The sequence below is a fragment of the Streptomyces sp. NPDC001781 genome, from assembly GCF_053596035.1.
The window spans coordinates 60,050-85,585 of record NZ_JBSFFI010000011.1 but is presented as its reverse complement, the minus strand read 5'-3'; the positions used below and the strand labels follow the sequence as shown (position 1 = coordinate 85,585).

24 protein-coding genes are annotated in these 25,536 nt (G+C 70.7%); all 24 read left to right on the top strand.

Translation table 11 applies throughout. The features are described 5' to 3' along the window. Positions 1–6 precede the first annotated feature (6 nt). A complete protein-coding gene (gene nrtL, locus ACWCV3_RS13210; RefSeq protein WP_451222528.1) occupies positions 7–1,011 on the top strand; it encodes an ArgS-related anticodon-binding protein NrtL in 1,005 nt (334 codons plus the stop codon). Between the two features lie 16 nt (positions 1,012–1,027). After that, positions 1,028–2,419, top strand: coding sequence for a diaminopimelate decarboxylase (gene lysA, locus ACWCV3_RS13205; protein ID WP_451222526.1), 1,392 nt, complete (start codon positions 1,028–1,030; stop codon positions 2,417–2,419). 132 nt (positions 2,420–2,551) lie between these two features. Continuing rightward, the gene (locus ACWCV3_RS13200; protein ID WP_451222524.1) at positions 2,552–3,901 is read left to right on the top strand and encodes a homoserine dehydrogenase; all 1,350 of its coding nucleotides are present in this window, start codon (positions 2,552–2,554) and stop codon (positions 3,899–3,901) included. A 6-nt stretch (positions 3,902–3,907) separates the two neighbouring features. After that, positions 3,908–4,966: a threonine synthase gene (gene thrC / locus ACWCV3_RS13195; RefSeq protein WP_451222522.1), complete on the top strand. Its 1,059-nt coding sequence runs from the start codon at positions 3,908–3,910 to the stop codon at positions 4,964–4,966. 259 nt (positions 4,967–5,225) lie between these two features. Further along, positions 5,226–6,143, top strand: coding sequence for a homoserine kinase (gene thrB / locus ACWCV3_RS13190; protein WP_451222520.1), 918 nt, complete (start codon positions 5,226–5,228; stop codon positions 6,141–6,143). Between the two features lie 405 nt (positions 6,144–6,548). Continuing rightward, on the top strand, positions 6,549–8,543 hold the full coding sequence (gene rho / locus ACWCV3_RS13185; protein ID WP_451222518.1) for a transcription termination factor Rho: 1,995 nt from the start codon (positions 6,549–6,551) through the stop codon (positions 8,541–8,543). 349 nt (positions 8,544–8,892) lie between these two features. Then, complete coding sequence (locus tag ACWCV3_RS13180) at positions 8,893–10,023, top strand: LCP family protein (RefSeq protein ID WP_451222517.1); 1,131 nt, start codon at positions 8,893–8,895, stop codon at positions 10,021–10,023. 171 nt (positions 10,024–10,194) lie between these two features. Next, the gene (rpmE, locus tag ACWCV3_RS13175) at positions 10,195–10,413 is read left to right on the top strand and encodes a 50S ribosomal protein L31 (protein WP_451222516.1); all 219 of its coding nucleotides are present in this window, start codon (positions 10,195–10,197) and stop codon (positions 10,411–10,413) included. A gap of 107 nt (positions 10,414–10,520) precedes the next feature. After that, positions 10,521–11,588, top strand: coding sequence for a peptide chain release factor 1 (prfA, locus tag ACWCV3_RS13170; protein ID WP_451222514.1), 1,068 nt, complete (start codon positions 10,521–10,523; stop codon positions 11,586–11,588). 83 nt (positions 11,589–11,671) lie between these two features. After that, positions 11,672–12,511: a peptide chain release factor N(5)-glutamine methyltransferase gene (prmC, locus tag ACWCV3_RS13165; protein ID WP_217461629.1), complete on the top strand. Its 840-nt coding sequence runs from the start codon at positions 11,672–11,674 to the stop codon at positions 12,509–12,511. Between the two features lie 52 nt (positions 12,512–12,563). After that, the gene (locus ACWCV3_RS13160; protein ID WP_451222512.1) at positions 12,564–13,211 is read left to right on the top strand and encodes an L-threonylcarbamoyladenylate synthase; all 648 of its coding nucleotides are present in this window, start codon (positions 12,564–12,566) and stop codon (positions 13,209–13,211) included. 52 nt (positions 13,212–13,263) lie between these two features. After that, complete coding sequence (locus ACWCV3_RS13155) at positions 13,264–13,923, top strand: arsenate reductase/protein-tyrosine-phosphatase family protein (protein ID WP_364814941.1); 660 nt, start codon at positions 13,264–13,266, stop codon at positions 13,921–13,923. Between the two features lie 118 nt (positions 13,924–14,041). Continuing rightward, positions 14,042–15,280: a serine hydroxymethyltransferase gene (locus ACWCV3_RS13150; protein WP_451222510.1), complete on the top strand. Its 1,239-nt coding sequence runs from the start codon at positions 14,042–14,044 to the stop codon at positions 15,278–15,280. 139 nt (positions 15,281–15,419) lie between these two features. Beyond that, on the top strand, positions 15,420–16,760 hold the full coding sequence (locus ACWCV3_RS13145; RefSeq protein WP_451222508.1) for an MraY family glycosyltransferase: 1,341 nt from the start codon (positions 15,420–15,422) through the stop codon (positions 16,758–16,760). A 277-nt stretch (positions 16,761–17,037) separates the two neighbouring features. Further along, positions 17,038–17,478 (top strand): hypothetical protein, encoded by a 441-nt coding sequence (locus ACWCV3_RS13140; protein ID WP_451222506.1) that lies wholly within the window; start codon positions 17,038–17,040, stop codon positions 17,476–17,478. Between the two features lie 210 nt (positions 17,479–17,688). Further along, positions 17,689–18,525, top strand: a complete 837-nt coding sequence (atpB, locus tag ACWCV3_RS13135; RefSeq protein WP_451222504.1) for a F0F1 ATP synthase subunit A — start codon at positions 17,689–17,691, stop codon at positions 18,523–18,525. Positions 18,526–18,601: 76 nt separating this feature from the next. Continuing rightward, positions 18,602–18,835, top strand: coding sequence for an ATP synthase F0 subunit C (atpE, locus tag ACWCV3_RS13130; RefSeq protein ID WP_031181218.1), 234 nt, complete (start codon positions 18,602–18,604; stop codon positions 18,833–18,835). Positions 18,836–18,876: 41 nt separating this feature from the next. Then, positions 18,877–19,422 carry a F0F1 ATP synthase subunit B gene (locus ACWCV3_RS13125; protein WP_161189169.1) on the top strand — a complete coding sequence of 182 codons (546 nt, stop codon included), beginning with the start codon at positions 18,877–18,879 and terminating at the stop codon, positions 19,420–19,422. Further along, entirely contained in the window at positions 19,419–20,234 is an 816-nt protein-coding gene (locus ACWCV3_RS13120) for a F0F1 ATP synthase subunit delta (RefSeq protein ID WP_451222501.1), read from the top strand. The genes ACWCV3_RS13125 and ACWCV3_RS13120 overlap by 4 nt, the downstream gene beginning before the upstream one ends. 134 nt (positions 20,235–20,368) lie before the next feature. Further along, entirely contained in the window at positions 20,369–21,961 is a 1,593-nt protein-coding gene (atpA, locus tag ACWCV3_RS13115) for a F0F1 ATP synthase subunit alpha (RefSeq protein ID WP_451222499.1), read from the top strand. Between the two features lie 21 nt (positions 21,962–21,982). Continuing rightward, the gene (locus ACWCV3_RS13110; RefSeq protein WP_451222497.1) at positions 21,983–22,915 is read left to right on the top strand and encodes a F0F1 ATP synthase subunit gamma; all 933 of its coding nucleotides are present in this window, start codon (positions 21,983–21,985) and stop codon (positions 22,913–22,915) included. Then, positions 22,915–24,351, top strand: coding sequence for a F0F1 ATP synthase subunit beta (atpD, locus tag ACWCV3_RS13105; RefSeq protein WP_451222495.1), 1,437 nt, complete (start codon positions 22,915–22,917; stop codon positions 24,349–24,351). Before ACWCV3_RS13110 ends, atpD begins: the two co-directional genes overlap by 1 nt. Before the next feature lie 111 nt (positions 24,352–24,462). Next, on the top strand, positions 24,463–24,840 hold the full coding sequence (locus ACWCV3_RS13100) for a F0F1 ATP synthase subunit epsilon (protein WP_451222493.1): 378 nt from the start codon (positions 24,463–24,465) through the stop codon (positions 24,838–24,840). 171 nt (positions 24,841–25,011) lie between these two features. After that, entirely contained in the window at positions 25,012–25,467 is a 456-nt protein-coding gene (locus tag ACWCV3_RS13095) for a DUF2550 domain-containing protein (protein ID WP_164195731.1), read from the top strand. The last annotated feature ends 69 nt before the right edge of the window (positions 25,468–25,536 follow it).

Genomic DNA, 25,536 nt, shown 5'->3' with positions numbered 1-25,536 from the left:
TGTCCCGTGACCCCCGCCGAGCTGTCCCGTACCGTCCTGGACGCGGTGTGCCGTGCCGTGGACGCGGGGGAGCTGGACGTGGCTCCGCCGGAGCGGGTCGTCCTCACCGAGCCCGGCCCCGGCGGCTGCGGTGACTTCGCGACCAACGTCGCCCTCCGCCTCGCCCGCCCCGCCGCCCGGCCCCCGCTGTACGTCGCCGACGTCCTGCGGGCCCGGCTCCTCGGCGCGGACGGGGTGCGCGACGTCGTCGTCACCGGGCCGGGGTTCCTCAACATCAGCCTCCGCGCCGGCGGCGACCCGCTCACCGGGCTCGTCCGCGAGATCCGCGAGCGCGGTACGGAGTACGGGCACGGGGACGCCCTCGCCGGGCGGACCGTCGTGCTGCGCGTGCCGTACGAGGTGCGTGCCGAGGTCGTCGCCGACGCCGTCGCGCGGATCATCGCCACCCAGGGCGGCCGGGCGGAGATCGAGCACGCCGAGCCGGTCACGCTGCGGCCCGTGCCCGCGCCCGAGGACCCCGCGCCGCTCGGCCCCGACGCCGCCCGCTGGGCCCTCCTCCACCCCGCACCGCACGACCGGCCCCGCATCACCGCCGACCACCTCGTCCAGCGCGAGATCAACCCCCTCTTCCGGATCCGCTACGCCCACGCCCGCGTACGCGCCCTGGTCCGCAACGCCCACGACCTGGGCTTCGCGGCGGAGCCGGGAGAGCTGCGCCAGGACGCGGGCACCCCCCACCCGGTCCAGGCCCCCCACCCCCTCCAGACCCCCCTCGCCGACCACCCCCGCATCCTGGGTACCGCGGCCGCCACGCACGCCCCGGACCGCCTCGCACGGCACCTCCTCACCGTCGCCGACGCCCTCCTCCCTCTTCTCCCCGAGGTGCTTCCCGTAGGGGAGGAGAAACCCGGGGCCGCCCATCGCGCCCGGCTGGCGCTCGCCGAAGCCGCCGGGGCGGTGCTCGCCGGCGGCCTGTCCCTGCTCGGCATCGACGCACCCGAACACCTCTGAGAACAGAGAGCCACTCATGAGCCGTTCCGCCCACCCCGCCGGGCCCCGTCACGCCGACGTACTGCCCGAGGGGCACTACTCGGCCCCGCCGGCCGACCTCAACGCCCTCGACCCCAAGGTGTGGGCCCACACCGTGCGCCGGGGCGAGGACGGTGTCGTCAGCGTCGGCGGCCGTACCGTGACCGAGCTGGCCGAGGAGTTCGGCACGCCCGCGTACGTCCTGGACGAGTCCGACTTCCGGGCCCGCGCCCGCGCCTGGCGCACCGCGTTCGGCACCGACGCCGACGTCTTCTACGCCGGCAAGGCGTTCCTCTCCCGCGCCGTCGTGCGCTGGCTGGACGAGGAGGGGCTCAACCTCGACGTCTGCTCCGGCGGCGAACTGGCCACCGCGCTGTCCGCCGGGATGGACCCCGCGCGCATCGCCTTCCACGGCAACAACAAGTCCGTCGAGGAGATCACCCGCGCCGTCGAGGCCGGCGTCGGCCGGATCGTGCTCGACTCCTTCCAGGAGATCGCCCGCGTCGCGCACATCGCGCAGGGACTCGGCAAGCGGCAGAAGGCGCAGATCCGTATCACCGTCGGCGTCGAGGCCCACACCCACGAGTTCATCGCCACCGCGCACGAGGACCAGAAGTTCGGCATCCCGCTCGCGGGCGGCCAGGCCGCGGAGGCCGTGCGCCGCGCCCTCACCCTCGACGGGCTCGAACTCATCGGCATCCACAGCCACATCGGCTCGCAGATCTTCGACATGTCGGGCTTCGAGGTCGCCGCCCACCGCGTGGTCGGCCTGCTCGAGGACATCCGCGACGAGCACGGCGTCGAGCTGCCCGAGATCGACCTCGGCGGCGGCCTCGGCATCGCTTACACCAGCTCCGACGACCCCCGCGAGCCGCACGAGATCGCCAAGGCGCTCAGCGAGATCGTCACCCGCGAGTGCGAGGCGGCCCGGCTGCGCGTCCCCCGTATCTCCGTCGAGCCCGGCCGCGCCATCGTCGGCCCCACCGCGTTCACGCTGTACGAGGTCGGCACCGTCAAGCCGCTCGACGGGCTGCGCACCTACGTCTCCGTCGACGGCGGGATGTCGGACAACATCCGCACGGCGCTGTACGACGCCGAGTACAGCGTCGCCCTCGTCTCGCGGAGCAGCGACGCCGAGCCGATGCTCACCCGTGTGGTCGGCAAGCACTGCGAGAGCGGGGACATCGTGGTGAAGGACGCGTTCCTGCCCGCCGACCTGGCGCCGGGCGACCTGATCGCCGTCCCCGCGACCGGCGCGTACTGCCGGTCCATGGCGAGCAACTACAACCACGTCCTGCGCCCGCCGGTCGTCGCGGTCGGCGACGGCGAGGCGCGGGTGATCGTCCGGCGCGAGACGGAGGAGGACCTCCTCCGGCTGGACGTCGGCTGAGGTTCCGGGGCCGCCCCGGGCCCCGTTCCGGGGACACGAAACGGATGTCTCACGATCCGGACGAAAGGCGGAAAGCGCCATCCGGTGAGTGAGACTGGTCGGACCGTAGACGGTGAGAGGAAACGAGGTCGGATGATGCGTACGCGTCCGCTGAAGGTGGCGCTGCTGGGCTGTGGAGTGGTCGGCTCCGAGGTGGCGCGCATCATGACGACGCACGCCGACGACCTCGCCGCCCGCATCGGGGCCCCGGTCGAACTGGCCGGGGTCGCCGTACGCCGGCCCTCGAAGGTGCGGGCCGGGATCGACCCGGCGCTCGTCACCACGGACGCGACCGCCCTGGTCAAGCGCGGTGACATCGACGTGGTGGTGGAGGTCATCGGCGGCATCGAGCCCGCCCGCGCCCTGATCACCACGGCGCTGGGGCACGGCGCCTCCGTCGTCTCGGCCAACAAGGCCCTGCTCGCCCAGGACGGCGCCGCCCTGCACGCCGCCGCCGAGGAGCACGGCCGCGACCTCTACTACGAGGCCGCCGTCGCCGGTGCCATCCCGCTGATCCGCCCGCTGCGCGAGTCCCTGGCCGGCGACAAGGTCAACCGCGTGCTCGGCATCGTCAACGGCACCACCAACTTCATCCTCGACAAGATGGACTCCACCGGCGCCGGCTACCAGGAGGCCCTGGACGAGGCCACCGCGCTGGGGTACGCCGAGGCCGACCCCACCGCCGACGTCGAGGGCTTCGACGCCGCGGCCAAGGCCGCCATCCTGGCCGGGATCGCCTTCCACACCCGCGTCCGCCTCGACGACGTGCACCGCGAGGGCATGACCGAGGTCACCGCGGCCGACTTCCGCTCGGCGCGGGAGATGGGCTGCACCATCAAGCTGCTCGCCATCTGCGAGCGGGCCAGGGGCGGCGCCTCGGTCACCGCCCGGGTGCACCCCGCGATGATCCCGCTGAGCCACCCGCTGGCCTCGGTGCGCGGTGCCTACAACGCGGTGTTCGTGGAGTCCGACGCGGCCGGGCAGCTCATGTTCTACGGTCCCGGCGCCGGCGGCGAGCCCACCGCCTCGGCGGTCCTCGGCGACCTCGTCGCCGTCTGCCGCAACCGCCTGAACGGCACGACCGGGCCCGGCGAATCGGCGTACGCGGCGCTGCCCGTCTCGCCGATGGGGGACGTCGTCACGCGGTACCACATCAGCCTGGACGTCGCAGACAAACCGGGTGTCCTCGCCCAGGTCGCCACGGTGTTCGCCGAGCACGGGGTGTCGATCGACACGGTCAGGCAGCAGGGTAAGAATCAGGGCAGCGGCGACGCGGTCGCCGTCGAGCACGGTGGCGGCGGACGACGGGAGGGCGGCGAGGCGTCCCTCGTCGTCGTCACGCACCGCGCCTCCGACGCGTCCCTCACCGGGACTGTGGAGGCGCTGCGCAAGCTCGACACCGTGCGGGGTGTCGCCAGCATCATGCGGGTTGAAGGGGAGTAAGCGGCAATGACCCACCAGTGGCGCGGAATCATCGAGGAGTACCGGGACAGGCTGCCGGTCACCGACAGCACGCCCGTTGTGTCGCTGCGCGAGGGCGGCACGCCCCTCGTGCCCGCGCAGGTGCTCTCCGAGCGCACGGGCTGCGCGGTCCACCTCAAGGTGGAGGGGGCCAACCCCACCGGCTCCTTCAAGGACCGGGGCATGACCATGGCCATCACGCGGGCCAAGGAGGAGGGCGCCAAGGCGGTCATCTGCGCCTCCACCGGCAACACCTCCGCCTCCGCCGCCGCCTACGCGGTGCGCGCGGGCATGGTCTCCGCGGTGCTCGTCCCGCAGGGCAAGATCGCGCTCGGCAAGATGGGCCAGGCGCTCGTGCACGGCGCGAAGATCCTCCAGGTCGCGGGGAACTTCGACGACTGCCTCGACCTCGCGCGCGCCCTGAGCGACAACTACCCGGTGGCGCTGGTCAATTCGGTCAACCCGGTGCGCATCGAGGGCCAGAAGACCGCCGCGTTCGAGATCGTGGACATGCTGGGCGACGCCCCCGACATCCACGTCCTCCCGGTCGGCAACGCGGGCAACATCACGGCCTACTGGAAGGGCTATCGGGAGTACGCCGCCGACGGCCCGGCCACCCGCACCCCGCGCATGTGGGGTTACCAGGCGTCGGGCAGCGCGCCCATCGTGCGCGGCGAGGTCGTCAAGGACCCCGCCACCGTGGCGACCGCCATCCGCATCGGCAACCCGGCGTCCTGGAGTCACGCCCTGGCCGCGCGGGACGAGTCCGGCGGCTGCATCGACGAGGTGACGGACCGTGAGATCCTGCGCGCCTACCGGCTGTTGGCCGCGCAGGAGGGTGTCTTCGTGGAGCCCGCCTCCGCCGCCTCGGTCGCCGGTCTGCTCAAGGCCGCCGAACAGGGCGAGGTCGACCCCGGTCAGACCATCGTCTGCACCGTCACCGGCAACGGCCTGAAGGACCCCGACTGGGCCGTGGCCGGCGCCCCGCAGCCGGTCACCGTGCCGGTCGACTCGGCCGTCGCGGCCGAGCGGCTCGGCCTCGCCTGACGCCATGCCCGAGAGGGTGCACAGGGGGCTTGCGACACGCATCGTGCGCCTCCTGTGCGCCCTATGTCGCGGCAGAACCTTCCTTCGATAGGCTGGGGGGACCCGCCCACCGCACATGCCCATCGCGTGTGGCACGGCGCCGCCGGCCCAAGCGGCCCCACGGGTTCTTTGCACGTCATCGAGTGTCCGCACCGGATGCCCCTCACGGGCCGTTCGGCAGTCACGTCCGTCAACGCAGCTCAAGGAGAGACTTCGAGCGATGGCCGGTCCCGCCTTCCGCGCCGCCGCCGTCCGGGTGCGCACCCCCGCCACCAGCGCCAACCTCGGTCCGGGCTTCGACGCCCTGGGCCTGGCGCTGGGGCTGTACGACGACGTGGTCGTCCGGGTCGCCGACTCAGGGCTGCACATCGACATCGCCGGTGAGGGCGGCGAGACACTCCCGCGCGACGAGCGCCATCTCCTCGTACGCTCCCTGCGCACCGCCTTCGACCTGCTGGGCGGACAGCCGCGCGGGCTGGAGATCGTCTGCGCCAACCGCATCCCGCACGGCCGGGGCCTCGGTTCCTCGTCCGCCGCCATCTGCGCGGGGATCCTCGCCGCGCGCGCGGTGACGATAGGCGGCGAGTCCCGTCTGGACGACACCGCGCTGCTGGAGCTGGCCACCGAGATCGAGGGCCACCCGGACAACGTCGCGGCCTGTCTGCTGGGCGGATTCACCTTGTCCTGGCTGGAGTCGGGCGCCGCCCGCGCCATCCGGACCGAGCCCCACCCCTCCATCGTCCCCGTGGTCTTCGTACCCGCGAAGCCCGTGCTCACCGAGACCGCGCGCGGACTGCTCCCGCGTACCGTCCCGCACGTCGACGCCGCCGCCAACGCGGGCCGTGCCGCCCTGCTCGTCGAGGCCCTCACCCGGCGCCCCGAACTGCTGCTGCCCGCCACCGAGGACCGGCTGCACCAGGAGTACCGCGCCCCCGCCATGCCGGAGAGCGCCGCACTGGTGGAGAGGCTGCGCGCGGACGGCGTCGCGGCCGTCATCTCCGGTGCCGGACCCACCGTCATGGCGCTCACCGACGAGGCCACCGCCGACAAGGTGCAGGCCCTCGCGGGCGCCGACTGGGCGGCCAACCGGCTGAGTCTCGACACACAGGGCGCGAGCGTGCTGCCGCTCGCGCCCTGACACCCGGTCGCCGGATTTGGAGAGGGGGAATGTTTGTTGCATCCGGTAGTGTTAATCTCAAGTCTGCACCCGACCCCACCATGGCGCGGTGCTTCATGTCCCCGTCAGGGACAGACATTCTTCCGGGAGCCTCCCAAGCCACTCCGTGTTCCGTGCGCCGTACCTGGGCAGTACGTCGCGTGGAAGCACTGAGCGAGTCAGCGGGCACGCTCCGGAATCGGCGCCGCCGCGCCATGTGACACCGGGTGTCACGGCTCGCGGGAGCGCCATCACCAGAAATTCTCTTCCGCCGCTTCATGGCGGACCACCGCCCCGGCTCGGTACTTCCGAATGGCACCGATGCCGGACAGCACAACCGGTCGCCGAGCCAGACAGGCCGACGTCCGCTCCAGGGAAGGACCCTTCGTGAGCGACACCACCGATCTGATGGGCGCACGTGTCGAGGAGACCGCTGCCGCGCCCGCCACGGACTCCGCGCCTACCACCGGTGCCGGCTCCCGGCGGCGCCGTGGTACCGGCCTCGACGGCATGGTGCTGGCCGAGCTCCAGCAGGTCGCCTCGGGCCTCGGCATCAGGGGCACCGCGCGGATGCGCAAGAGCCAGCTGATCGAGGTCATCAAGGAGACCCAGGCCGGGGGAAGCGCCCCCAAGGCCGAGGCCGCCGAGGAGACCAAGCCCAAGCGCCGCGCCACCTCCAAGGCCCGTACGGGTGAGGCCGCCGGCGAGGCGAAGGCGGACAAGGCCGCGCAGCCGGCCGCCGACAAGGCCGCCCAGATCGACATCCCCGGCCAGCCGGCCGGCGGTCCCGCCCGTTCGGGCGAGGCCGAGCGCGAGGACGCGCCGAACGAGCGCCGCCGCCGTCGTGCCACCGCCGACGCGGGCAGCCCGGCAGCCGCCGAGTCCACCGAGACCAAGGGCGACAAGAGCGAGCCGAAGGGCGACGCCCAGCAGCAGCCGCAGGCCGACGGCAGGGCCGACGACGGCGAGGGCCGCGGCCGACGCGACCGCCGGGACCGCGACCGCGACCGGGGCGGCCGTGACCGCGACCGCCGCGGCAAGGGCGACGACCAGCAGGGCGGCGGCCGTCAGGACCGCCAGCAGGGCCAGCAGCAGGGCGGCGGCCGTCAGGACCGGCAGGACCGCCAGCAGCAGGACGACGACGACTTCGAGGGCGGCCGCCGTGGCCGCCGCGGCCGCTACCGCGACCGCCGTGGCCGCCGTGGCCGCGACGAGATCGCCGAGCCGCAGGTCAACGAGGACGACGTCCTGATCCCCGTCGCGGGCATCCTGGACATCCTCGACAACTACGCGTTCATCCGCACCTCCGGCTACCTGCCGGGCCCGAACGACGTGTACGTCTCCCTCGCCCAGGTCCGCAAGAACGGTCTGCGCAAGGGCGACCACATCACCGGCGCGGTCCGCCAGCCGAAGGAGGGCGAGCGCCGCGAGAAGTTCAACGCGCTGGTCCGCCTCGACTCCGTCAACGGCATGGCGCCCGAACACGGCCGTGGACGGCCGGAGTTCAACAAGCTGACGCCGCTGTACCCGCAGGACCGGCTCCGTCTGGAGTCCGAGTCCGGCGTGCTGACGACCCGGATCATCGACCTCGTGTCGCCGATCGGCAAGGGCCAGCGCGGTCTGATCGTGGCTCCGCCGAAGACCGGCAAGACCATGATCATGCAGGCGATCGCCAACGCGATCACGCACAACAACCCCGAGTGCCACCTGATGGTCGTCCTGGTCGACGAGCGTCCGGAAGAGGTCACCGACATGCAGCGGTCGGTCAAGGGCGAGGTCATCTCCTCGACCTTCGACCGCCCGGCCGAGGACCACACCACGGTCGCCGAGCTGGCCATCGAGCGCGCCAAGCGCCTGGTGGAGCTGGGTCACGACGTGGTCGTGCTGCTCGACTCGATCACGCGTCTGGGCCGTGCGTACAACCTCGCCGCCCCGGCGTCGGGCCGTATCCTCTCCGGTGGTGTCGACTCCACCGCCCTGTACCCGCCGAAGCGCTTCTTCGGTGCCGCGCGCAACATCGAGGACGGTGGCTCGCTGACCATCCTCGCCACCGCGCTCGTGGACACCGGCTCCCGCATGGACGAGGTGATCTTCGAGGAGTTCAAGGGCACCGGCAACATGGAGCTCAAGCTCGACCGGAAGCTCGCCGACAAGCGCATCTTCCCTGCGGTGGACGTCGACGCGTCCGGTACCCGCAAGGAGGAGATCCTGCTCGGCAACGAGGAGCTGGCCATCACCTGGAAGCTGCGTCGCGTGCTGCACGCGCTCGACCAGCAGCAGGCGATCGAGCTGCTGCTCGACAAGATGAAGCAGACCAAGTCGAACATCGAGTTCCTCACCCAGATCCAGAAGACGACGCCGGCTCCCGGCAACAGTGACTGAGCCCCGCTGAGCCACCCGCTTCGGACCTGAAGGGCCGCCCCCGCCGCACACGCGGCGGGGGCGGCCCCTTTTGCGCGCCGGGCGCTGCCGCGAGACCTTTGCCACAGGTGTGACGTTCGGTACCGACTCGACGTGGTACGACCCCCTGACGGAAAGCGCAGGTGAGCGGGGAGACGGTCGGGTGTCGCGGTGACGGAGGGTGAGTACTGTCCCACCAGGCGGCGCAGCGCTCTGTGCGAGCCTGTCCCGAGTTTCCCTGTCCGACGAGGCGGAGCGACGATGGAGTGGTGATGACCGCTCCCGACCCTGAACGCAGGGGGTAACCGAACGGACGAGACCTAGGAGCGCAGTGTCCACCGAGAGCACGCCGGAGCCCGGCATACCGGAGACCGGACAAGCCCCCCGCCCCCGGGGCAGGGGGCGCCGCCGCAGGCCCAGCAGCGCGGGCCGCAAGGCCCTGCTCGCCACGGCGTGGACGGCCGCGGGCGTGGTCGTGCTGGCCGGTGCGGGCGCCGGATACGTCTACTTCAAGCTGAACGGCAACATCCACAGCATCGACATCAACCAGGTGCTCGGCCGCGACCGGCCCGCCAAGGTGGACGACGGCTCCCAGAACATCCTGGTACTCGGCTCCGACAGCCGCGACGGCGCCAACCGGAGGATCGGCGGGGGAGCGGCCGACAGCGGCGCCCGCTCCGACACCGCGATGATCGTCCACGTCTACAAGGGCCACAGGAAGGCGTCCGTGGTCTCCATCCCGCGCGACACCCTCATCGACCGCCCCGCCTGCGCCGACACCAAGGGCCACACGTACCCGGCGGCGAAGGACGTCATGTTCAACTCGGCCTACGCCACCGGCGGCGCCCCCTGCGCGGTCAGAACCGTCGAGTCGCTGAGCGGCATCCGCATGGACCACTACCTGGAGGTCGACTTCGCGGGCTTCCAGCGCCTGGTCGACGACCTCGGCGGCGTACGGGTCACCACCACCCGCGCCATCCGGGACCCGGACAGCCATCTGAACCTGGCGGCCGGCACGCACACCCTCGACGGCGCGCAGGCGCTCGGCCTGGTGCGCACCCGGCACGGCGTCGGCGACGGCTCCGACCTCGGCCGCATCCAGCTCCAGCAGGCGTTCGTGAAGGCCCTCATCGCCCAGACCAGGCAGGTCGGGGTGCTGAGCAACCCCAAGAAGCTGTACGACCTCGCCGACACCGCGACCCGGACCGTCACCACCGACTCCGACCTCGGCTCGGTCAACTCCCTCGCGGACTTCGCGGGCGGCCTCAAGGGCATCAGCGCCTCCGGGATGCACATGGTCACCGTGCCGGTGCGGTACGACCCGGCCGACCCCAACCGGGTCCTGCTGGAGCGGGCCAGGGCCCGGCAGGTCTGGACGGCGCTGAGGAACGACGAGCCGGTCCCGGACTCGGCGACGGCTGGCTCGGCCACCGGCGGCGCCAAGGGCGTCGTCACCCCCTGAGCCGCCCCGGGCCGGGCTCCGGGCCCGGGGCGGGCGCCGGGGAATAGAACAGCCCCACCCCCGGTTTTGGGGGATGGCGCCAGTCCTGGCAGACTGGTACGTCGGCTCCGGTTCACGCTCCCGCATTCCCGCGGCGGCGACCCGGCGCCCTCCCGGAACCTAGGAGACACCTTGAAGCGCGACATCCACCCCCAGTACTTCGAGACCCAGGTGAGCTGCACCTGCGGCGCCTCGTTCACCACCCGGAGCACCATCGACGGCACCATCCGTGCCGAGGTCTGCTCCGAGTGCCACCCGTTCTACACGGGCAAGCAGAAGATCCTCGACACCGGTGGCCGCGTGGCCCGCTTCGAGGCCCGCTTCGGCAAGGCTTCCGGCTCCAAGAAGTAGCGAGCCCCGAACCGCCGGTCCACGGTCGCGCCCCGCGAGGGGCGTGACCAGGGACCGGCGTTTTTGGTCGCCCGCCAGCCCTTCACCCGCCGTACAGGAGCCGAAAGATGTTCGAGGCAGTCGAGGAACTCGTCGCCGAGCACGCCGATCTGGAGCGCAAGCTCGCCGACCCGTCGGTCCACGCCGACCAGGCGAACGCGCGCAAGCTGAACAAGCGCTACGCCGAGCTGACCCCGATCGTGGCCACCTTCCGCTCCTGGAAGCAGTCCGGGGACGACATCGAGACCGCCCGGGAACTGGCGGCCGACGACCCCGACTTCGCCGCCGAGGTCAAGGACCTGGAGAAGCAGCGCGAGGAGCTGACCGACAAGCTCCGCCTGCTCCTGGTCCCGCGCGACCCGAGCGACGACAAGGACGTCATCCTGGAGATCAAGGCCGGCGCCGGCGGCGACGAGTCCGCCCTGTTCGCCGGCGACCTCCTGCGCATGTACCTGCGCTACGCCGAGCGGGTCGGCTGGAAGACCGAGATCATCGACGCCACCGAGTCCGAGCTGGGCGGCTACAAGGACGTCCAGGTCGCGGTGAAGTCCCGCGGCCAGACCGAGCCCGGCCAGGGCGTGTGGGCCCGCCTGAAGTACGAGGGCGGGGTGCACCGCGTGCAGCGCGTGCCCGCCACCGAGTCCCAGGGCCGCATCCACACCTCCGCCGCCGGTGTGCTCGTCACCCCCGAGGCCGAGGAGGTGGACGTCGAGATCAACCCCAGCGACCTGCGGATCGACGTCTACCGGTCCTCCGGCCCCGGCGGCCAGTCGGTCAACACCACCGACTCCGCGGTGCGCATCACCCACCTGCCCACCGGTGTGGTCGCCTCCTGCCAGAACGAGAAGAGCCAGCTCCAGAACAAGGAGCAGGCCCTGCGCATCCTGCGCTCCCGGCTGCTCGCCGCCGCCCAGGAGAAGGCCGAGGCGGAGGCCGCCGACGCCCGCCGCAGCCAGGTCCGCACCGTGGACCGCTCCGAGAAGATCCGCACGTACAACTTCCCGGAGAACCGCATCTCCGACCACCGCGTCGGCTTCAAGGCGTACAACTTGGACCAGGTGCTCGACGGTGAGCTGAGCGCGCTGATCCAGGCGTGCGTCGACGCCGACTCGGCGGCGAAGCTCGCGAACGCCTGAGAACGCCCGGCAGGACCACGCACGAGGACCGGAGGAGAAGCGTGCAGCAAGACTTCGGGGGGCGACCCCCGAGCCCCCGCAGCGTGCTGCTCGCGGAGGTCGCCCAGGCCACCCAGCGGCTGGCCGACGCCGGAGTGCCCTCCCCGCGCACCGACGCCGAGGAGCTGGCCGCCTTCGTGCACGCCGTCAAGCGCGGCGCCCTGCACACCGTGAAGGACTCCGACTTCGACGCCCGGTACTGGGAGGTCATCGCCCGCCGCGAGCAGCGCGAGCCGCTCCAGCACATCACCGGGCGCGCCTACTTCCGCTACCTGGAGCTCCAGGTCGGACCCGGCGTCTTCGTGCCCCGGCCGGAGACCGAGTCGGTGGTCGGCTGGGCGATAGACGCGGTCCGCGCCATGGACGTCGTCGAGCCCTGCATCGTCGACCTGTGCACGGGCTCCGGCGCCATCGCGCTGGCCCTCGCCCAGGAGGTGCCGCGCTCGCGGGTGCACGCCGTCGAGCTGTCCGAGGACGCGCTCCGGTGGACCCGCAAGAACGTCGAGGGCTCCCGCGTCGACCTGCGCCAGGGCGACGCGCTGTCCGCCTTCCCCGACCTGGACGGCCAGGTCGACCTGGTCATCTCCAACCCGCCGTACATCCCGCTCACCGAGTGGGAGTACGTCGCCCCCGAGGCCCGCGACTACGACCCGGAGCTGGCCCTGTTCTCCGGCGAGGACGGGCTGGACCTGATCCGGGGCATCGAGCGCACCGCGCACCGGCTGCTGCGCCCCGGCGGTGTCGTCGTCATCGAGCACGCCGACACCCAGGGCGGCCAGGTGCCGTGGATCTTCACCGAGGAACGGGGCTGGGCCGACGCGGCGGACCACCCCGACCTCAACAACCGCCCCCGGTTCGCCACGGCCCGCAAGGCGACGCCGTGACGTCCGCGCAGAACCACTTTCAGAGTTACGTGTACGAGGAGGCCCGCTAGACATGGCACGGCGATACGACACCAATGACGCCACCGACCGCGTGACGGGCCTGCGCGAGGCAGCCGCAGCCGTACGCCGGGGCGAACTGGTGGTGCTGCCGACCGACACGGTCTACGGCATCGGCGCCGACGCGTTCTCCTCGGAAGCCGTCGCCGACCTGCTCGCCGCCAAGGGCCGGGGCCGCGACATGCCCACCCCCGTGCTCATCGGCTCCCCGAACACCCTGCACGGCCTGGTCACCGACTTCTCCGAGCTGGCCTGGGAACTCGTCGACGCCTTCTGGCCCGGCGCGCTCACCCTGGTCGCCCGGCACCAGCCGTCCCTGCAGTGGGACCTCGGAGACACCCGCGGCACGGTCGCCGTGCGCATGCCGCTGCACCCGGTCGCCATCGAGCTGCTCACCGAGGTCGGCCCGATGGCCGTCTCCTCCGGCAACCTCACCGGCCATCCCGCGCCGGAGACCTGCGACGACGCCCAGCGCATGCTCGGCGACTCCGTCTCCGTCTACCTCGACGGCGGCCCCACCCCGGGCAACGTGCCCTCGTCCATCGTGGACGTCTCCGGCTCCGTCCCGCTGCTGCTGCGCCAGGGCGCCGTCTCCCCGGAGGAGCTGCGCAAGGTCGTACCCGACCTCGAGGTGGCGAATTGACGGCCCCCCTGCGGTACGTCCCGCCCGAGCGCTCCGGGCAGGGGGTCACCCCATGCGCGGCATAGGCGGCGCGGACCGCCCGGCGGAGCAGACCACGACCTTCGGGTTCCCGCGAGACACCTTCCGCATCCTCCACGTCAGCACCGGCAACGTCTGCCGCTCGCCCATCACCGAGCGGCTGACCCGGCACTTCGTGGCGGAGCGGCTCGGTGTGCTCGGCGGCGGCCTGATCGTGGAGAGCGCCGGCACCTGGGGCCACGAGGGCGCCCGGATGGAGGAGAATGCGGAGACCGTGCTCTCCGAGTTCGGCGCGGACGCGGCCGGCTTCACCGGGCGGGAACTGCTGGACGAGCACGTCATCATGGCCGACCTGGTGCTGACCGCCACCCGCGACCACCGCGCCCAGGTCATCTCCATGGGCCACTCGGCGGGCCTGCGCACCTTCACGCTGAAGGAGTTCACCCGCCTGGTCCGCGCGATAGACCCGGCCACCCTGCCGCCCCTGGAGGACGGCGTGGTGCTGCGCGCCCGCGCCCTGGTCCGCGCGGCCGCCGCGCTGCGCGGCTGGCTGCTCGCCCCCACCGCCGAGGCGGACGAGGTGTACGACCCCTACGGGGCCCCGCTGCCCTTCTTCCGCTCCATCGGCGACGAGATACGCGACGCCCTCGACCCGGTCGTCACCGCGCTGACGGGCGTACCCGCCCGCACGTGACGCGCGCCGGGCTCCGGCGCCCGGGCGGGTCCGGCGGCCGAGCGGCCGGCCCTCGCACGGCCTACATTGGAGACCTGGGGCATCCCCCCACGTCACCGTCGACCGCCCGGAGCCCGTCATGTCGGTCACACCCGTGCTGGAAGCGGACGTACTGAGCCGGCAGGACCCGGAGATGGCCGAGATCCTGCGCGGGGAGCTGGACCGGCAGTCGACGACCCTCCAGCTCACCGCGGCCGAGAACTTCGCCTCGCCCGCCGTGCTCGCCACCCTCGGCTCCGCGCTGGCCGACAAGTACGCCGAGGGCTACCCCGGCTCCCGGTACCACGGAGGCTGCGCGCTGGCCGACACCGCCGAACGCGTCGCCGTGGAACGCGCCACGGCGCTGTTCGGCGCCGAGCACGCCAATGTGCAGCCCCACACCGGCTCGTCGGCCATGCTGGCCGCCTACGCCGCCGTGCTGCGCCCCGGTGACACCGTCCTCGCCCTGGGCCTGGACGACGGCGGGCATCTCACCCACGGCTCGCCCGCGAACTTCTCCGGCCGCTGGTTCGACTTCGTCGGCTACGGCGTGGACCCGGCCACCGGGCTCGTCGACCACGACCAGGTGCGCCGGCTGGCCCGCGAGCACCGGCCCAAGGCCCTGGTGTGCGGCTCCATCGCCTACCCCCGCCACTTCGACCACGCCTTCTTCCGCGAGGTGGCCGACGAGGTCGGGGCGTATCTCATCGTGAGCCTCACGCACTCCGCCGGGCTGGTCGCCGGGGGAGCGGCGCCGAACCCGGTGCCCTACGCGGACCTGGTGTGCGTCACCACGCACAAGACGCTCCGGGGGCCGCGCGGCGGGCTCCTCCTGTGCGGGGCGGAGCTCGCCCGGCGGGTCGACCGGGCCGTGTTCCCCTTCACCCAGGGCGGCGCCGAGATGAACAGCGTCGCCGCGAAGGCGGTCGCGTTCGGCGAGGCGGCCACCCCCGCGTTCGCGGCCTACGCACACCAGACGGTCGCCAACGCGCACGCCCTCGCCCGGCACCTGGCCGACGCCGGGTTCACGATCGTCACCGGCGGCACCGACACGGCCCTCGTCGTGGCCGACCCCGCCCCCCTCGGCGTGGACAGCCGCACCGCGCGCGGGCGGCTCGCGGCCGCCGGGCTGGTCCTGGACTGCTGTGCGCTTGCGCACACCGGCGGCCGGGCGCTCAGGCTCGGTACCGCCGCCGTCACCACCCAGGGCATGGGGGAGCCGGCCATGGCCCGGATCGCCGCGCTGCTGGCCGGGGTGGTGAGCGGTGCCAGGGACCCGGCCGCCGCACGGGCCGAGGTGCGCGAGCTGACCGCCGACTTCCCGCCCCACCCGGAGTGAGAACCGGATACGAAGGGGTGCCATACGGGTACGGAACGCCCCCCGAGGAACCATCCCCGTCCCCCGCCGGTCCTTACCCTTGCGTGTCCCTCGCTAGGGTGTGGGGCTGTGATGGCCAGCGAGATCTGTGGGGATGCCCGTGCGTGAATACCTGCTGACGCTTCTCATCACGGCCGCGGTGACGTACCTGCTGACTGGGCCGGTGCGGAAGTTCGCGATCGTGGCGGGAGCGATGCCGGAGATCCGGGCACGCGACGTGCACCGGGAGCCCACTCCGCGGCTCGGCGGTATCGCCATGTTCTTCGGACTGTGCGCGGGCCTGCTCGTCGCGGACCACCTGGAGAACCTCAACGAGGTCTTCGCCAAGTCCAACGAGCCCCGCGCCCTGCTGTCCGGGGCGGCGCTGATCTGGCTGATCGGTGTGCTGGACGACAAGTTCGAGATCGACGCCCTGATCAAACTGGGCGGCCAGATGATCGCCGCCGGTGTGATGGTGGTGCAGGGTCTGACGATCCTGTGGCTGCCGGTGCCCGGTGTGGGCCTGGTCGCCGTCACCCAGTGGCAGGGCACTCTGCTGACCGTCGCCCTTGTCGTCATCACCATCAACGCGGTCAACTTCGTCGACGGCCTGGACGGCCTCGCCGCCGGCATGGTCTGCATCGCCACCGCCGCGTTCTTCATGTACGCCTACCGCATCTGGTACGGCTACGGCATCGAGGCGGCCGCTCCCGCCACCCTGTTCGCGGCGATCCTCATGGGCATGTGTCTGGGCTTCCTGCCGCACAACATGCATCCGGCGCGGATCTTCATGGGCGACTCCGGATCGATGCTGATCGGCCTGGTGCTGGCCGGCAGCGCCATCTCCGTCACCGGGCAGATCGACCCGGACCGGCTGAACCTGTTCTCCGGTTCCGAACGCAGCACCGTGCACCAGATGGTTCCCGCGTACATCCCGCTGCTGCTGCCGCTGTCGATCATCGCCATCCCGGCCGCCGACCTCGTGCTGGCCATCGTCCGGCGCACCTGGCGCGGCCAGTCGCCCTTCGCGGCCGACCGGGGGCACCTGCACCACCGCCTGCTGGAGATCGGCCACTCGCACAGCCGGGCGGTACTGATCATGTACTTCTGGTCGGCGCTCATCGGCTTCGGCGTGCTGGCCTACTCGGTGAACTCGGCGTCGATGTGGATCGTGCTCGGGGTGGTCTTCCTCAGCGCCATCGGCCTGGTGATGCTGCTCCTGCCGCGCTTCACCCCCCACGCCCCCCGCTGGGCCCAGCGCTTCGTCCCCCCGCGCTACCGCCGCTATCCGGAACCCCGGGAGGACGGTGGGAGCGCGGGGAGCGAGCCCGGCGAAGCGTCCACCGACGCCCTCACCGACGCCACCACCGCCTCGGCCGCGGCGGCGGCGCGGGGCGTCAACGGGGCGACCGCGATCGGTGCCCGAACGCGTTCCGCCAAGGGTCGCAAGGTAAGAATCTGACTAGAGCATTGCCAAGTCGTGGGGGAGCAAAGTCTCCCAATACCAGACAAGCCCACCCGGTTCTTGCACCTGTGCGCGTCGTCACTCTCATGTGTGACAATCGATACGCCTCCAGGTAAAGACCTCATCAAATAGTTTGTGATACGGTTCACGAGAACCCAGGACAGAGCCGGAGACCGTGAAGTCACGGTCCGACGGCGTACGAGTTTCCGTACTCGGTCCGGGACTACGCTCGTCCATGACGACACCTGCCCCCTGTGAAAGCGGAGTTGCCGCCATGCCGTCCAATGACGTCCGGATTCTGGCCCAGGCCGCCGTGCCCACGGCTGCCGTCGGCGCGATCGCTGCCGTCGTCAGCGCTGTGGTCGCCGGCGGCAAGGGTGCGATCGGGGCCGTCGTGGGCACACTGATCGTCATCCTCTTCATGGGGATCGGTCTCTACGTCCTGCAGCGCACCGCCAGGTCGTACCCGCAGCTGTTCCAGATGATGGGCCTGTTGCTCTACGCGGCCCAACTCCTGCTGCTGGTCGTCTTCGTGGGCCTGTTCAAGAACACCACCCTGTTCAACCCCCGTGCCTTCGCCGTCGTTCTGGTGGTGGCCACCCTCACGTGGATCGTCGCCCAGGCGCGCGCCCACATGAAGGCCAAGATCCTCTACGTCGATCCCGACGCTTCGCCGAAGGACGACAAGTCCCAGAAGACGGGCCGCTCCTCGTGAGGGGTAGGGCCGGGATAAAGGCGCGGCAGAGATCCTGCTATCGTCCGGTGCCAACTGCGGCATCGCGGGCGCGGGCATTCGAGCTGACGCCTGTTCCACTGCGAGGCTAGATGCCCCCCAGCCGCCCCCACATCCGTAACACCAGTCCCGTGCCGAACCGCGGCCGTACGCCGCGCCGACACAACGAGGTTGCCGTACCCATGCGCCACGATGAAGGAGCCCGCGGTGAGTGCTGATCCGACGCAGACGCTCGCTTTCGACACGAGCTGTCACCTGTTCTCCGGGTGCGGCTTCCCGGCTCCGGGCCTGCACTCGTTCCTGTTCAAGCCGCTCTGGGGCGACGCGGACAGCAACCTGTACTTCAACAAGACGATGCTGCTGGCGCTGCTCGGTTCCGTCGTCATCGTGGCCTTCTTCTGGGCCGCCTTCGCCCGCCCGAAGGTCGTCCCGGGCAAGCTCCAGATGGTCGCCGAGACCGGCTACGACTTCATCCGGCGCGGCGTCGTCTACGAGACCATCGGCAAGAAGGAGGGCGAGAAGTACGTACCTCTGGTCGTCTCGCTGTTCTTCTTCGTCTGGATGATGAACCTCTGGTCGATCATCCCGGTCGCCCAGTTCCCGGTGACGGCGATCATCTCGTACCCGGCGGTCCTGGCCCTGATCGTGTACGTCCTGTGGGTCGGCCTGACCTTCAAGCGGCACGGGTTCGTCGGCGCCTTCAAGAACTTCACCGGCTACGACAAGTCGCTCGGTCCGGTGCTCCCGCTCGCGATGGTCATCGAGTTCTTCTCGAACCTGCTGGTGCGACCGTTCACGCACGCCGTGCGACTGTTCGCCAACATGTTCGCCGGCCACACCCTGCTGCTGCTCTTCACGCTCGCGAGCTGGTACATGCTGAACGGCATCGGCATCGCCTACTCCGGTGTCTCGTTCATCATGACCATCGTCATGACGGCGTTCGAGCTCTTCATCCAGGCCCTGCAGGCGTACGTCTTCGTGCTTCTGACGTGCAGCTACATCCAGGGTGCGCTGGCCGAGCACCACTGAGCCCGCACCCGTCCCGCTCCCCCTACTCGTCCGGTGGCCAACCCCCACCGGTCCGTACAGAAAAGGAAGAACTGGCATGTCCCAGACCCTTGCTGCTGCTGTTTCCGGCTCCCTCGGCTCCATCGGTTACGGTCTTGCTGCCATCGGCCCCGGCGTCGGCGTCGGCATCATCTTCGGTAACGGCACCCAGGCGCTCGCCCGCCAGCCCGAGGCTGCCGGCCTGATCCGCGCCAACCAGATCCTCGGCTTCGCCTTCTGTGAGGCGCTCGCCCTGATCGGTCTGGTCATGCCGTTCGTCTACGGCAAGTAATCGTCGGATTCACGACAGCCCATTAGACGAAAGGCACTGATATGAGCCCCCTGGTTCAGCTTGCGGCTGAGGAGGCCGAGAACCCCCTCATCCCGCCGATCCCAGAGCTCGTCATCGGCCTGATCGCCTTTGTCATCGTCTTCGGCTTCCTCGCCTGGAAGCTCCTCCCGAACATCAACAAGGTTCTGGAGGAGCGCCGCGAAGCGATCGAGGGCGGGATCGAGAAGGCCGAGGCCGCGCAGACCGAGGCTCAGAGCGTCCTCGAGCAGTACAAGGCCCAGCTCGCCGAGGCCCGTCACGAGGCCGCCCGGCTGCGCCAGGAGGCTCAGGAGCAGGGTGCGACGCTCATCGCGGAGATGCGGGCCGAGGGCCAGCGTCAGCGCGAGGAGATCGTGACCGCCGGTCACGCCCAGATCGCGGCCGACCGCAAGGCCGCTTCGGCCTCGCTCCGCCAGGACGTCGGCAAGCTCGCCACCGAACTGGCCGGCAAGCTCGTCGGTGAGTCCCTCGAGGACCACGCCCGGCAGAGCCGTGTGATCGACCGCTTCCTCGACGAGCTCGACGAGAAGGCCGAGGCCACGCGATGAACGGAGCGAGCCGCGAGGCACTGGCAGCCGCACGGGAGCGTCTCGACGCGCTGACGGACTCCACCTCCGTGGACGCCGCGCAGCTCGCCGACGAGCTGGCGGCCGTCACCGCGCTGCTCGACCGCGAGGCCGGCCTGCGCCGGGTCCTCACCGACCCGGCGCAGCCCGCCGAGGCCAAGGCCGAGCTGGTGCAGCGTCTGATCGGCGGCCAGGTGAGCGGTCCGGCCGCCGACCTGGTGGCCGGTCTCGCCCGGTCGCGCTGGTCGCAGGCCCGTGACCTGGTCGACGCGCTGGAGGAGCTGGCGGACACCGCCGACCTCACCGCCGCGGAGAAGTCCGGCACGCTGGACGAGGCCGAGGACGAGCTGTTCCGGTTCGGCCGGATCGTCGCGTCCGACCCGGCCCTGCGGGCCGCGCTGACCGACCGGTCGGCGTCCACCGCGGCCAAGGCCGAGCTGGTGCACCGGCTGCTGGGCGGACGGGCCAGGCCCGTCACCGAGCGTCTGGTCACCCGGCTGGTCACCGTGCCGCGGGGACGTAGCCTGGAAGCGGGACTCGAGTCCCTGTCCAAGCTGGCCGCGGAGCGCCGGGACCGGCTGGTGGCGACCGTCACCTCGGCGGTGCCGCTGAGCGAGACCCAGAAGCGTCGCCTGGGCGACGCCCTGGCCAAGCTCTACGGCCGCCGGATGCATCTCAACCTGGACGTGGACCCCGAGGTGATCGGCGGTATCCGGGTGCAGGTCGGTGACGAGGTCATCAACGGCTCCCTGGCGGACCGGCTGGACGACGCCGCCCGCCGCATGGCGAGCTAGAACTCAAAACGCAAGACGTAATTACGGCCCTGGTTGGGCCGTGCAGAGGATTCACCTCGTTCAGGGGGGAGTCCGGAGTCAGACATCCCCCCAAAGTGAAACTTCGGGCCCAACAAGGAGAGCAGGGAACCCAGATGGCGGAGCTCACGATCCGGCCGGAGGAGATCCGGGACGCACTGGAGAACTTCGTCCAGTCGTACAAGCCGGACGCGGCCTCGCGCGAGGAGGTCGGTACGGTCACCCTTGCCGGCGACGGCATCGCGAAGGTCGAGGGCCTGCCCTCGGCCATGGCCAACGAACTGCTGAAGTTCGAGGACGGCACCCTCGGCCTCGCCCTCAACCTCGAGGAGCGCGAGATCGGTGCCATCGTCCTCGGTGAGTTCAGCGGCATCGAGGAGGGGCAGCCGGTGCAGCGCACCGGAGAGGTTCTCTCCGTCGCGGTGGGCGAGGGCTACCTCGGCCGCGTCGTCGACCCGCTCGGCAACCCGATCGACGGCCTCGGCGAGATCGAGACCGAAGGTCGTCGTGCCCTCGAGCTGCAGGCCCCCACGGTCATGCAGCGCAAGTCGGTGCACGAGCCGATGGAGACGGGCTACAAGGCCGTCGACGCGATGACCCCGATCGGCCGTGGCCAGCGTCAGCTGATCATCGGTGACCGTCAGACCGGCAAGACCGCCCTGGCCGTCGACACGATCATCAACCAGCGCGACAACTGGCGCACCGGCGACCCGAACAAGCAGGTCCGCTGCATCTACGTCGCCATCGGCCAGAAGGGCTCGACCATCGCGTCGGTCCGCCGGTCGCTGGAGGAGAACGGCGCGCTCGAGTACACGACCATCGTCGCCGCCCCGGCATCCGACCCGGCCGGCTTCAAGTACCTGGCGCCGTACACCGGTTCGGCCATCGGCCAGCACTGGATGTACTCCGGCAAGCACGTCCTGATCATCTTCGACGACCTGTCGAAGCAGGCCGACGCCTACCGCGCCGTGTCGCTGCTGCTGCGCCGTCCGCCGGGCCGCGAGGCGTACCCCGGTGACGTCTTCTACCTGCACTCCCGCCTCCTGGAGCGCTGCGCCAAGCTCTCCGACGAGATGGGCAAGGGCTCGATGACCGGTCTGCCGATCGTCGAGACGAAGGCCAACGACGTCTCGGCGTTCATCCCGACCAACGTCATCTCCATCACCGACGGCCAGTGCTTCCTGGAGTCGGACCTCTTCAACGCCGGTCAGCGCCCCGCGCTGAACGTCGGTATCTCCGTCTCGCGAGTCGGTGGTTCCGCGCAGCACAAGGCGATGAAGCAGGTCTCCGGCCGCCTCCGCGTGGACCTCGCCCAGTTCCGTGAGCTGGAGGCGTTCGCCGCCTTCGGTTCCGACCTGGACGCCGCGTCGAAGTCTCAGCTGGAGCGCGGTCAGCGCATGGTCGAGCTGCTGAAGCAGGACCAGTACCAGCCGATGTCCACCGAGGACCAGGTCGTCTCCGTGTGGGCGGGTACCACCGGCAAGATGGACGAGGTCCCGGTCGCCGACATCCGCCGCTTCGAGCGCGAGCTCCTGGAGTACCTGCACCGCAAGGAGCAGGGCCTCATGACCTCCATCCGCGAGGGCGGCAAGATGTCCGACGACACGCTCACCGCTGTCGGCGACGCGATCGCGGAGTTCAAGAAGCAGTTCGAGACCTCCGACGGCAAGCTGCTCGGCGAGGACGCTCCGGCCGCTGCCGCCAAGTGACGTAAGGAAGGGACCTGACTCATGGGAGCCCAGCTCCGGGTCTACAAGCGTCGCATCCGATCCGTCACCGCGACCAAGAAGATCACGAAGGCGATGGAGATGATCGCCGCCTCGCGCGTCGTCAAGGCGCAGCGCAAGGTGGCGGCCTCCACCCCCTACGCGACCGAGCTCACGCGCGCGGTCACGGCGGTCGGTACCGGTTCGAACACCAAGCACCCGCTCACCACGGAGGCGGAGAACCCGACCCGTGCCGCGGTCCTGCTCCTCACGAGCGACCGCGGTCTGGCCGGTGCCTTCAACTCCAACGCCATCAAGGCGGCGGAGCAGCTCACCGAGCGCCTCGAGGGCGAGGGCAGGCAGGTCGACACGTACATCGTCGGCCGGCGTGGTCTCGCGCACTACAACTTCCGTGAGCGGACCGTCGTGGAGTCGTTCACCGGCTTCACCGACGAGCCGTCGTACGCGGACGCCAAGAAGGTCGCGGCGCCGCTGATCGCGGCCATCGAGAAGGACACGGCGGACGGCGGGGTGGACGAGCTCCACATCGTCTACACCGAGTTCGTCTCGATGATGACGCAGACGGCACAGGGGTCGCGGCTGCTGCCGCTCAGCCTCGACGCCATGACGTCCGGCGAAGCGGGCACGCAGGAGAAGGCGAAGGACGAGATCCTTCCGCTCTACGACTTCGAGCCCTCGGCGGAGGACGTCCTCGACGCCCTGCTGCCGCGCTATGTGGAGAGCCGCATCTACAACGCGATGCTCCAGTCGGCCGCTTCGAAGCACGCCGCCACGCGGCGCGCGATGAAGTCGGCCACCGACAACGCGGGCGAGCTGATCAACACGCTCTCCCGTCTTGCCAACGCGGCCCGCCAGGCCGAAATCACCCAGGAAATCAGCGAGATCGTCGGTGGCGCGAGCGCCCTGGCCGACGCGACCGCGGGGAGTGACCGCTAATGACCACCACTGTTGAGACCGCGACGGCTACGGGCCGCGTCGCCCGGGTCATCGGCCCGGTCGTCGACGTGGAGTTCCCCGTCGACGCGATGCCGGACATCTACAACGCCCTGCACGTCGAGGTCGCCGACCCGGCGAACGAGGGCGAGAAGAAGACGCTGACCCTGGAGGTCGCCCAGCACCTGGGTGACGGCCTGGTCCGCACCATCTCCATGCAGCCCACCGACGGTCTGGTCCGCCAGGCCGCGGTCGTCGACACCGGCGACTCCATCACGGTGCCGGTCGGCGACTTCACCAAGGGCAAGGTGTTCAACACCCTCGGTGAGGTGCTGAACGTCGACGAGCAGTACACGGGCGAGCGCTGGGGCATCCACCGCAAGGCCCCGAACTTCGACGAGCTCGAGTCGAAGACCGAGATGTTCGAGACCGGCGTCAAGGTCATCGACCTGCTGACCCCGTACGTCAAGGGCGGCAAGATCGGTCTGTTCGGCGGTGCCGGCGTCGGCAAGACGGTGCTCATCCAGGAGATGATCTACCGCGTCGCCAACAACCACGACGGTGTCTCCGTGTTCGCCGGTGTCGGTGAGCGCACCCGTGAGGGCAACGACCTCATCGAGGAGATGTCGGACTCCGGCGTCATCGACAAGACCGCGCTGGTCTTCGGCCAGATGGACGAGCCCCCGGGCACCCGTCTGCGCGTCGCGCTGGCCGGCCTCACCATGGCCGAGTACTTCCGCGACGTCCAGAAGCAGGACGTGCTGTTCTTCATCGACAACATCTTCCGCTTCACGCAGGCCGGCTCCGAGGTCTCGACCCTGCTCGGCCGCATGCCCTCCGCGGTGGGCTACCAGCCGAACCTGGCCGACGAGATGGGTCTCCTCCAGGAGCGCATCACCTCGACCCGTGGTCACTCGATCACCTCGATGCAGGCGATCTACGTCCCCGCGGACGACCTGACCGACCCGGCGCCGGCCACCACCTTCGCCCACCTCGACGCGACGACGGTGCTCTCCCGTCCGATCTCGGAGAAGGGCATCTACCCGGCCGTGGACCCGCTGGACTCGACGTCCCGGATCCTGGACCCCCGCTACATCGCGGCGGACCACTACAACGCGGCCATGCGGGTGAAGAACATCCTGCAGAAGTACAAGGACCTGCAGGACATCATCGCGATCCTCGGTATCGACGAGCTCGGCGAGGAGGACAAGCTCGTCGTCCACCGTGCCCGTCGCGTGGAGCGCTTCCTGTCCCAGAACACCCACGTCGCCAAGCAGTTCACCGGCGTGGACGGTTCGGACGTGCCGCTGGACGAGTCGATCGCCGCGTTCAACGCGATCTGCGACGGTGAGTACGACCACTTCCCGGAGCAGGCGTTCTTCATGTGCGGTGGCATCGAGGACCTGAAGCAGAACGCGAAGGAGCTGGGCGTCTCCTGACTCCCGCGCTCCTGGCCGGGGGGCGGGCACGCCCCGCCCCCTCGGCCACGCCCCCTAGAATTGACCCCGACACCCGGCACATCCGCCGGGTGGTGATCCGAGGAGCCAACCTTGGCTGCTGAGCTGCACGTCGAGCTGGTCGCCGCCGACCGCCAGGTCTGGTCCGGCGAGGCCACCCTGGTCGTCGCGCGCACCACGTCCGGCGACATCGGCGTCATGCCCGGTCACCAGCCGCTGCTCGGTGTGCTGGAGTCGGGCCCGGTGACGATCCGCACCAGTGACGGCGGGACCGTCGTCGCCGCGGTGCACGGCGGTTTCATCTCGTTCGCGGACGACAAGCTGTCGCTGCTGGCCGAGGTCGCCGAGCTGGCGGAGGAGATCGACGTCCAGCGCGTCGAGCGCGAGCTGGAGCGAGCGAAGGCCGACGACGACGAGGACGCCCAGCGTCGCGCCGACGTCCGTCTGCGGGCGGCGACCTCCGCTCGCTGATCATCGCGCCGTGTGACCATCATTCAGCCGCGGCCGGCCCGGAACATTCCGGTGCCGGTCGCGGCTGAGGTGAATCCGGGTGTTTTTCCGGTTCCATTACCTGGCTCTGCGGTTTCATTACCCTGAGCCGAAAGCAGTTCCACTACCTGGGAGACGAGGAGGTCGGTGCCGATGGTCCTCGCTCTGACTGTGTGCGGAATCGTGGTCGCGCTCGTGGTGGTGGGTCTGTTCCTGTTCGGCCTGCGCCGCAGGCTCATCCAGCGTTCCGGCGGCACCTTCGACTGTTCGCTGCGCTGGGACGTGGCCGAGCACGGTGACCAGGCCGGCGTGAACGGCAAGGGCTGGAGCTACGGCGTCGCCCGCTACAACGGGGACCGCATCGAGTGGTTCCGGGTCTTCTCCTACGCCCTGCGCCCGCGCAGGGTGCTGGAGCGCTCGCGCATCGAGGTGGCCGGGCGCCGGCTGCCCGAGGGCGAGGAGGAGCTGGCGCTGCTGTCCGACGCGGTGATCCTCGCCTGTGTCCACCAGGGCACCCGTCTCGAACTCGCCATGAGCGAGGACGCGCTGACCGGATTCCTGGCTTGGCTGGAAGCGGCCCCGCCCGGACAGCGGGTGAATGTGGCGTAGCCACGTTCACCCGCCGGGTGACGCTCCACCGGACGCGGTCCGGGGGAGCGTCGGCGTCGCCCGGGGGGC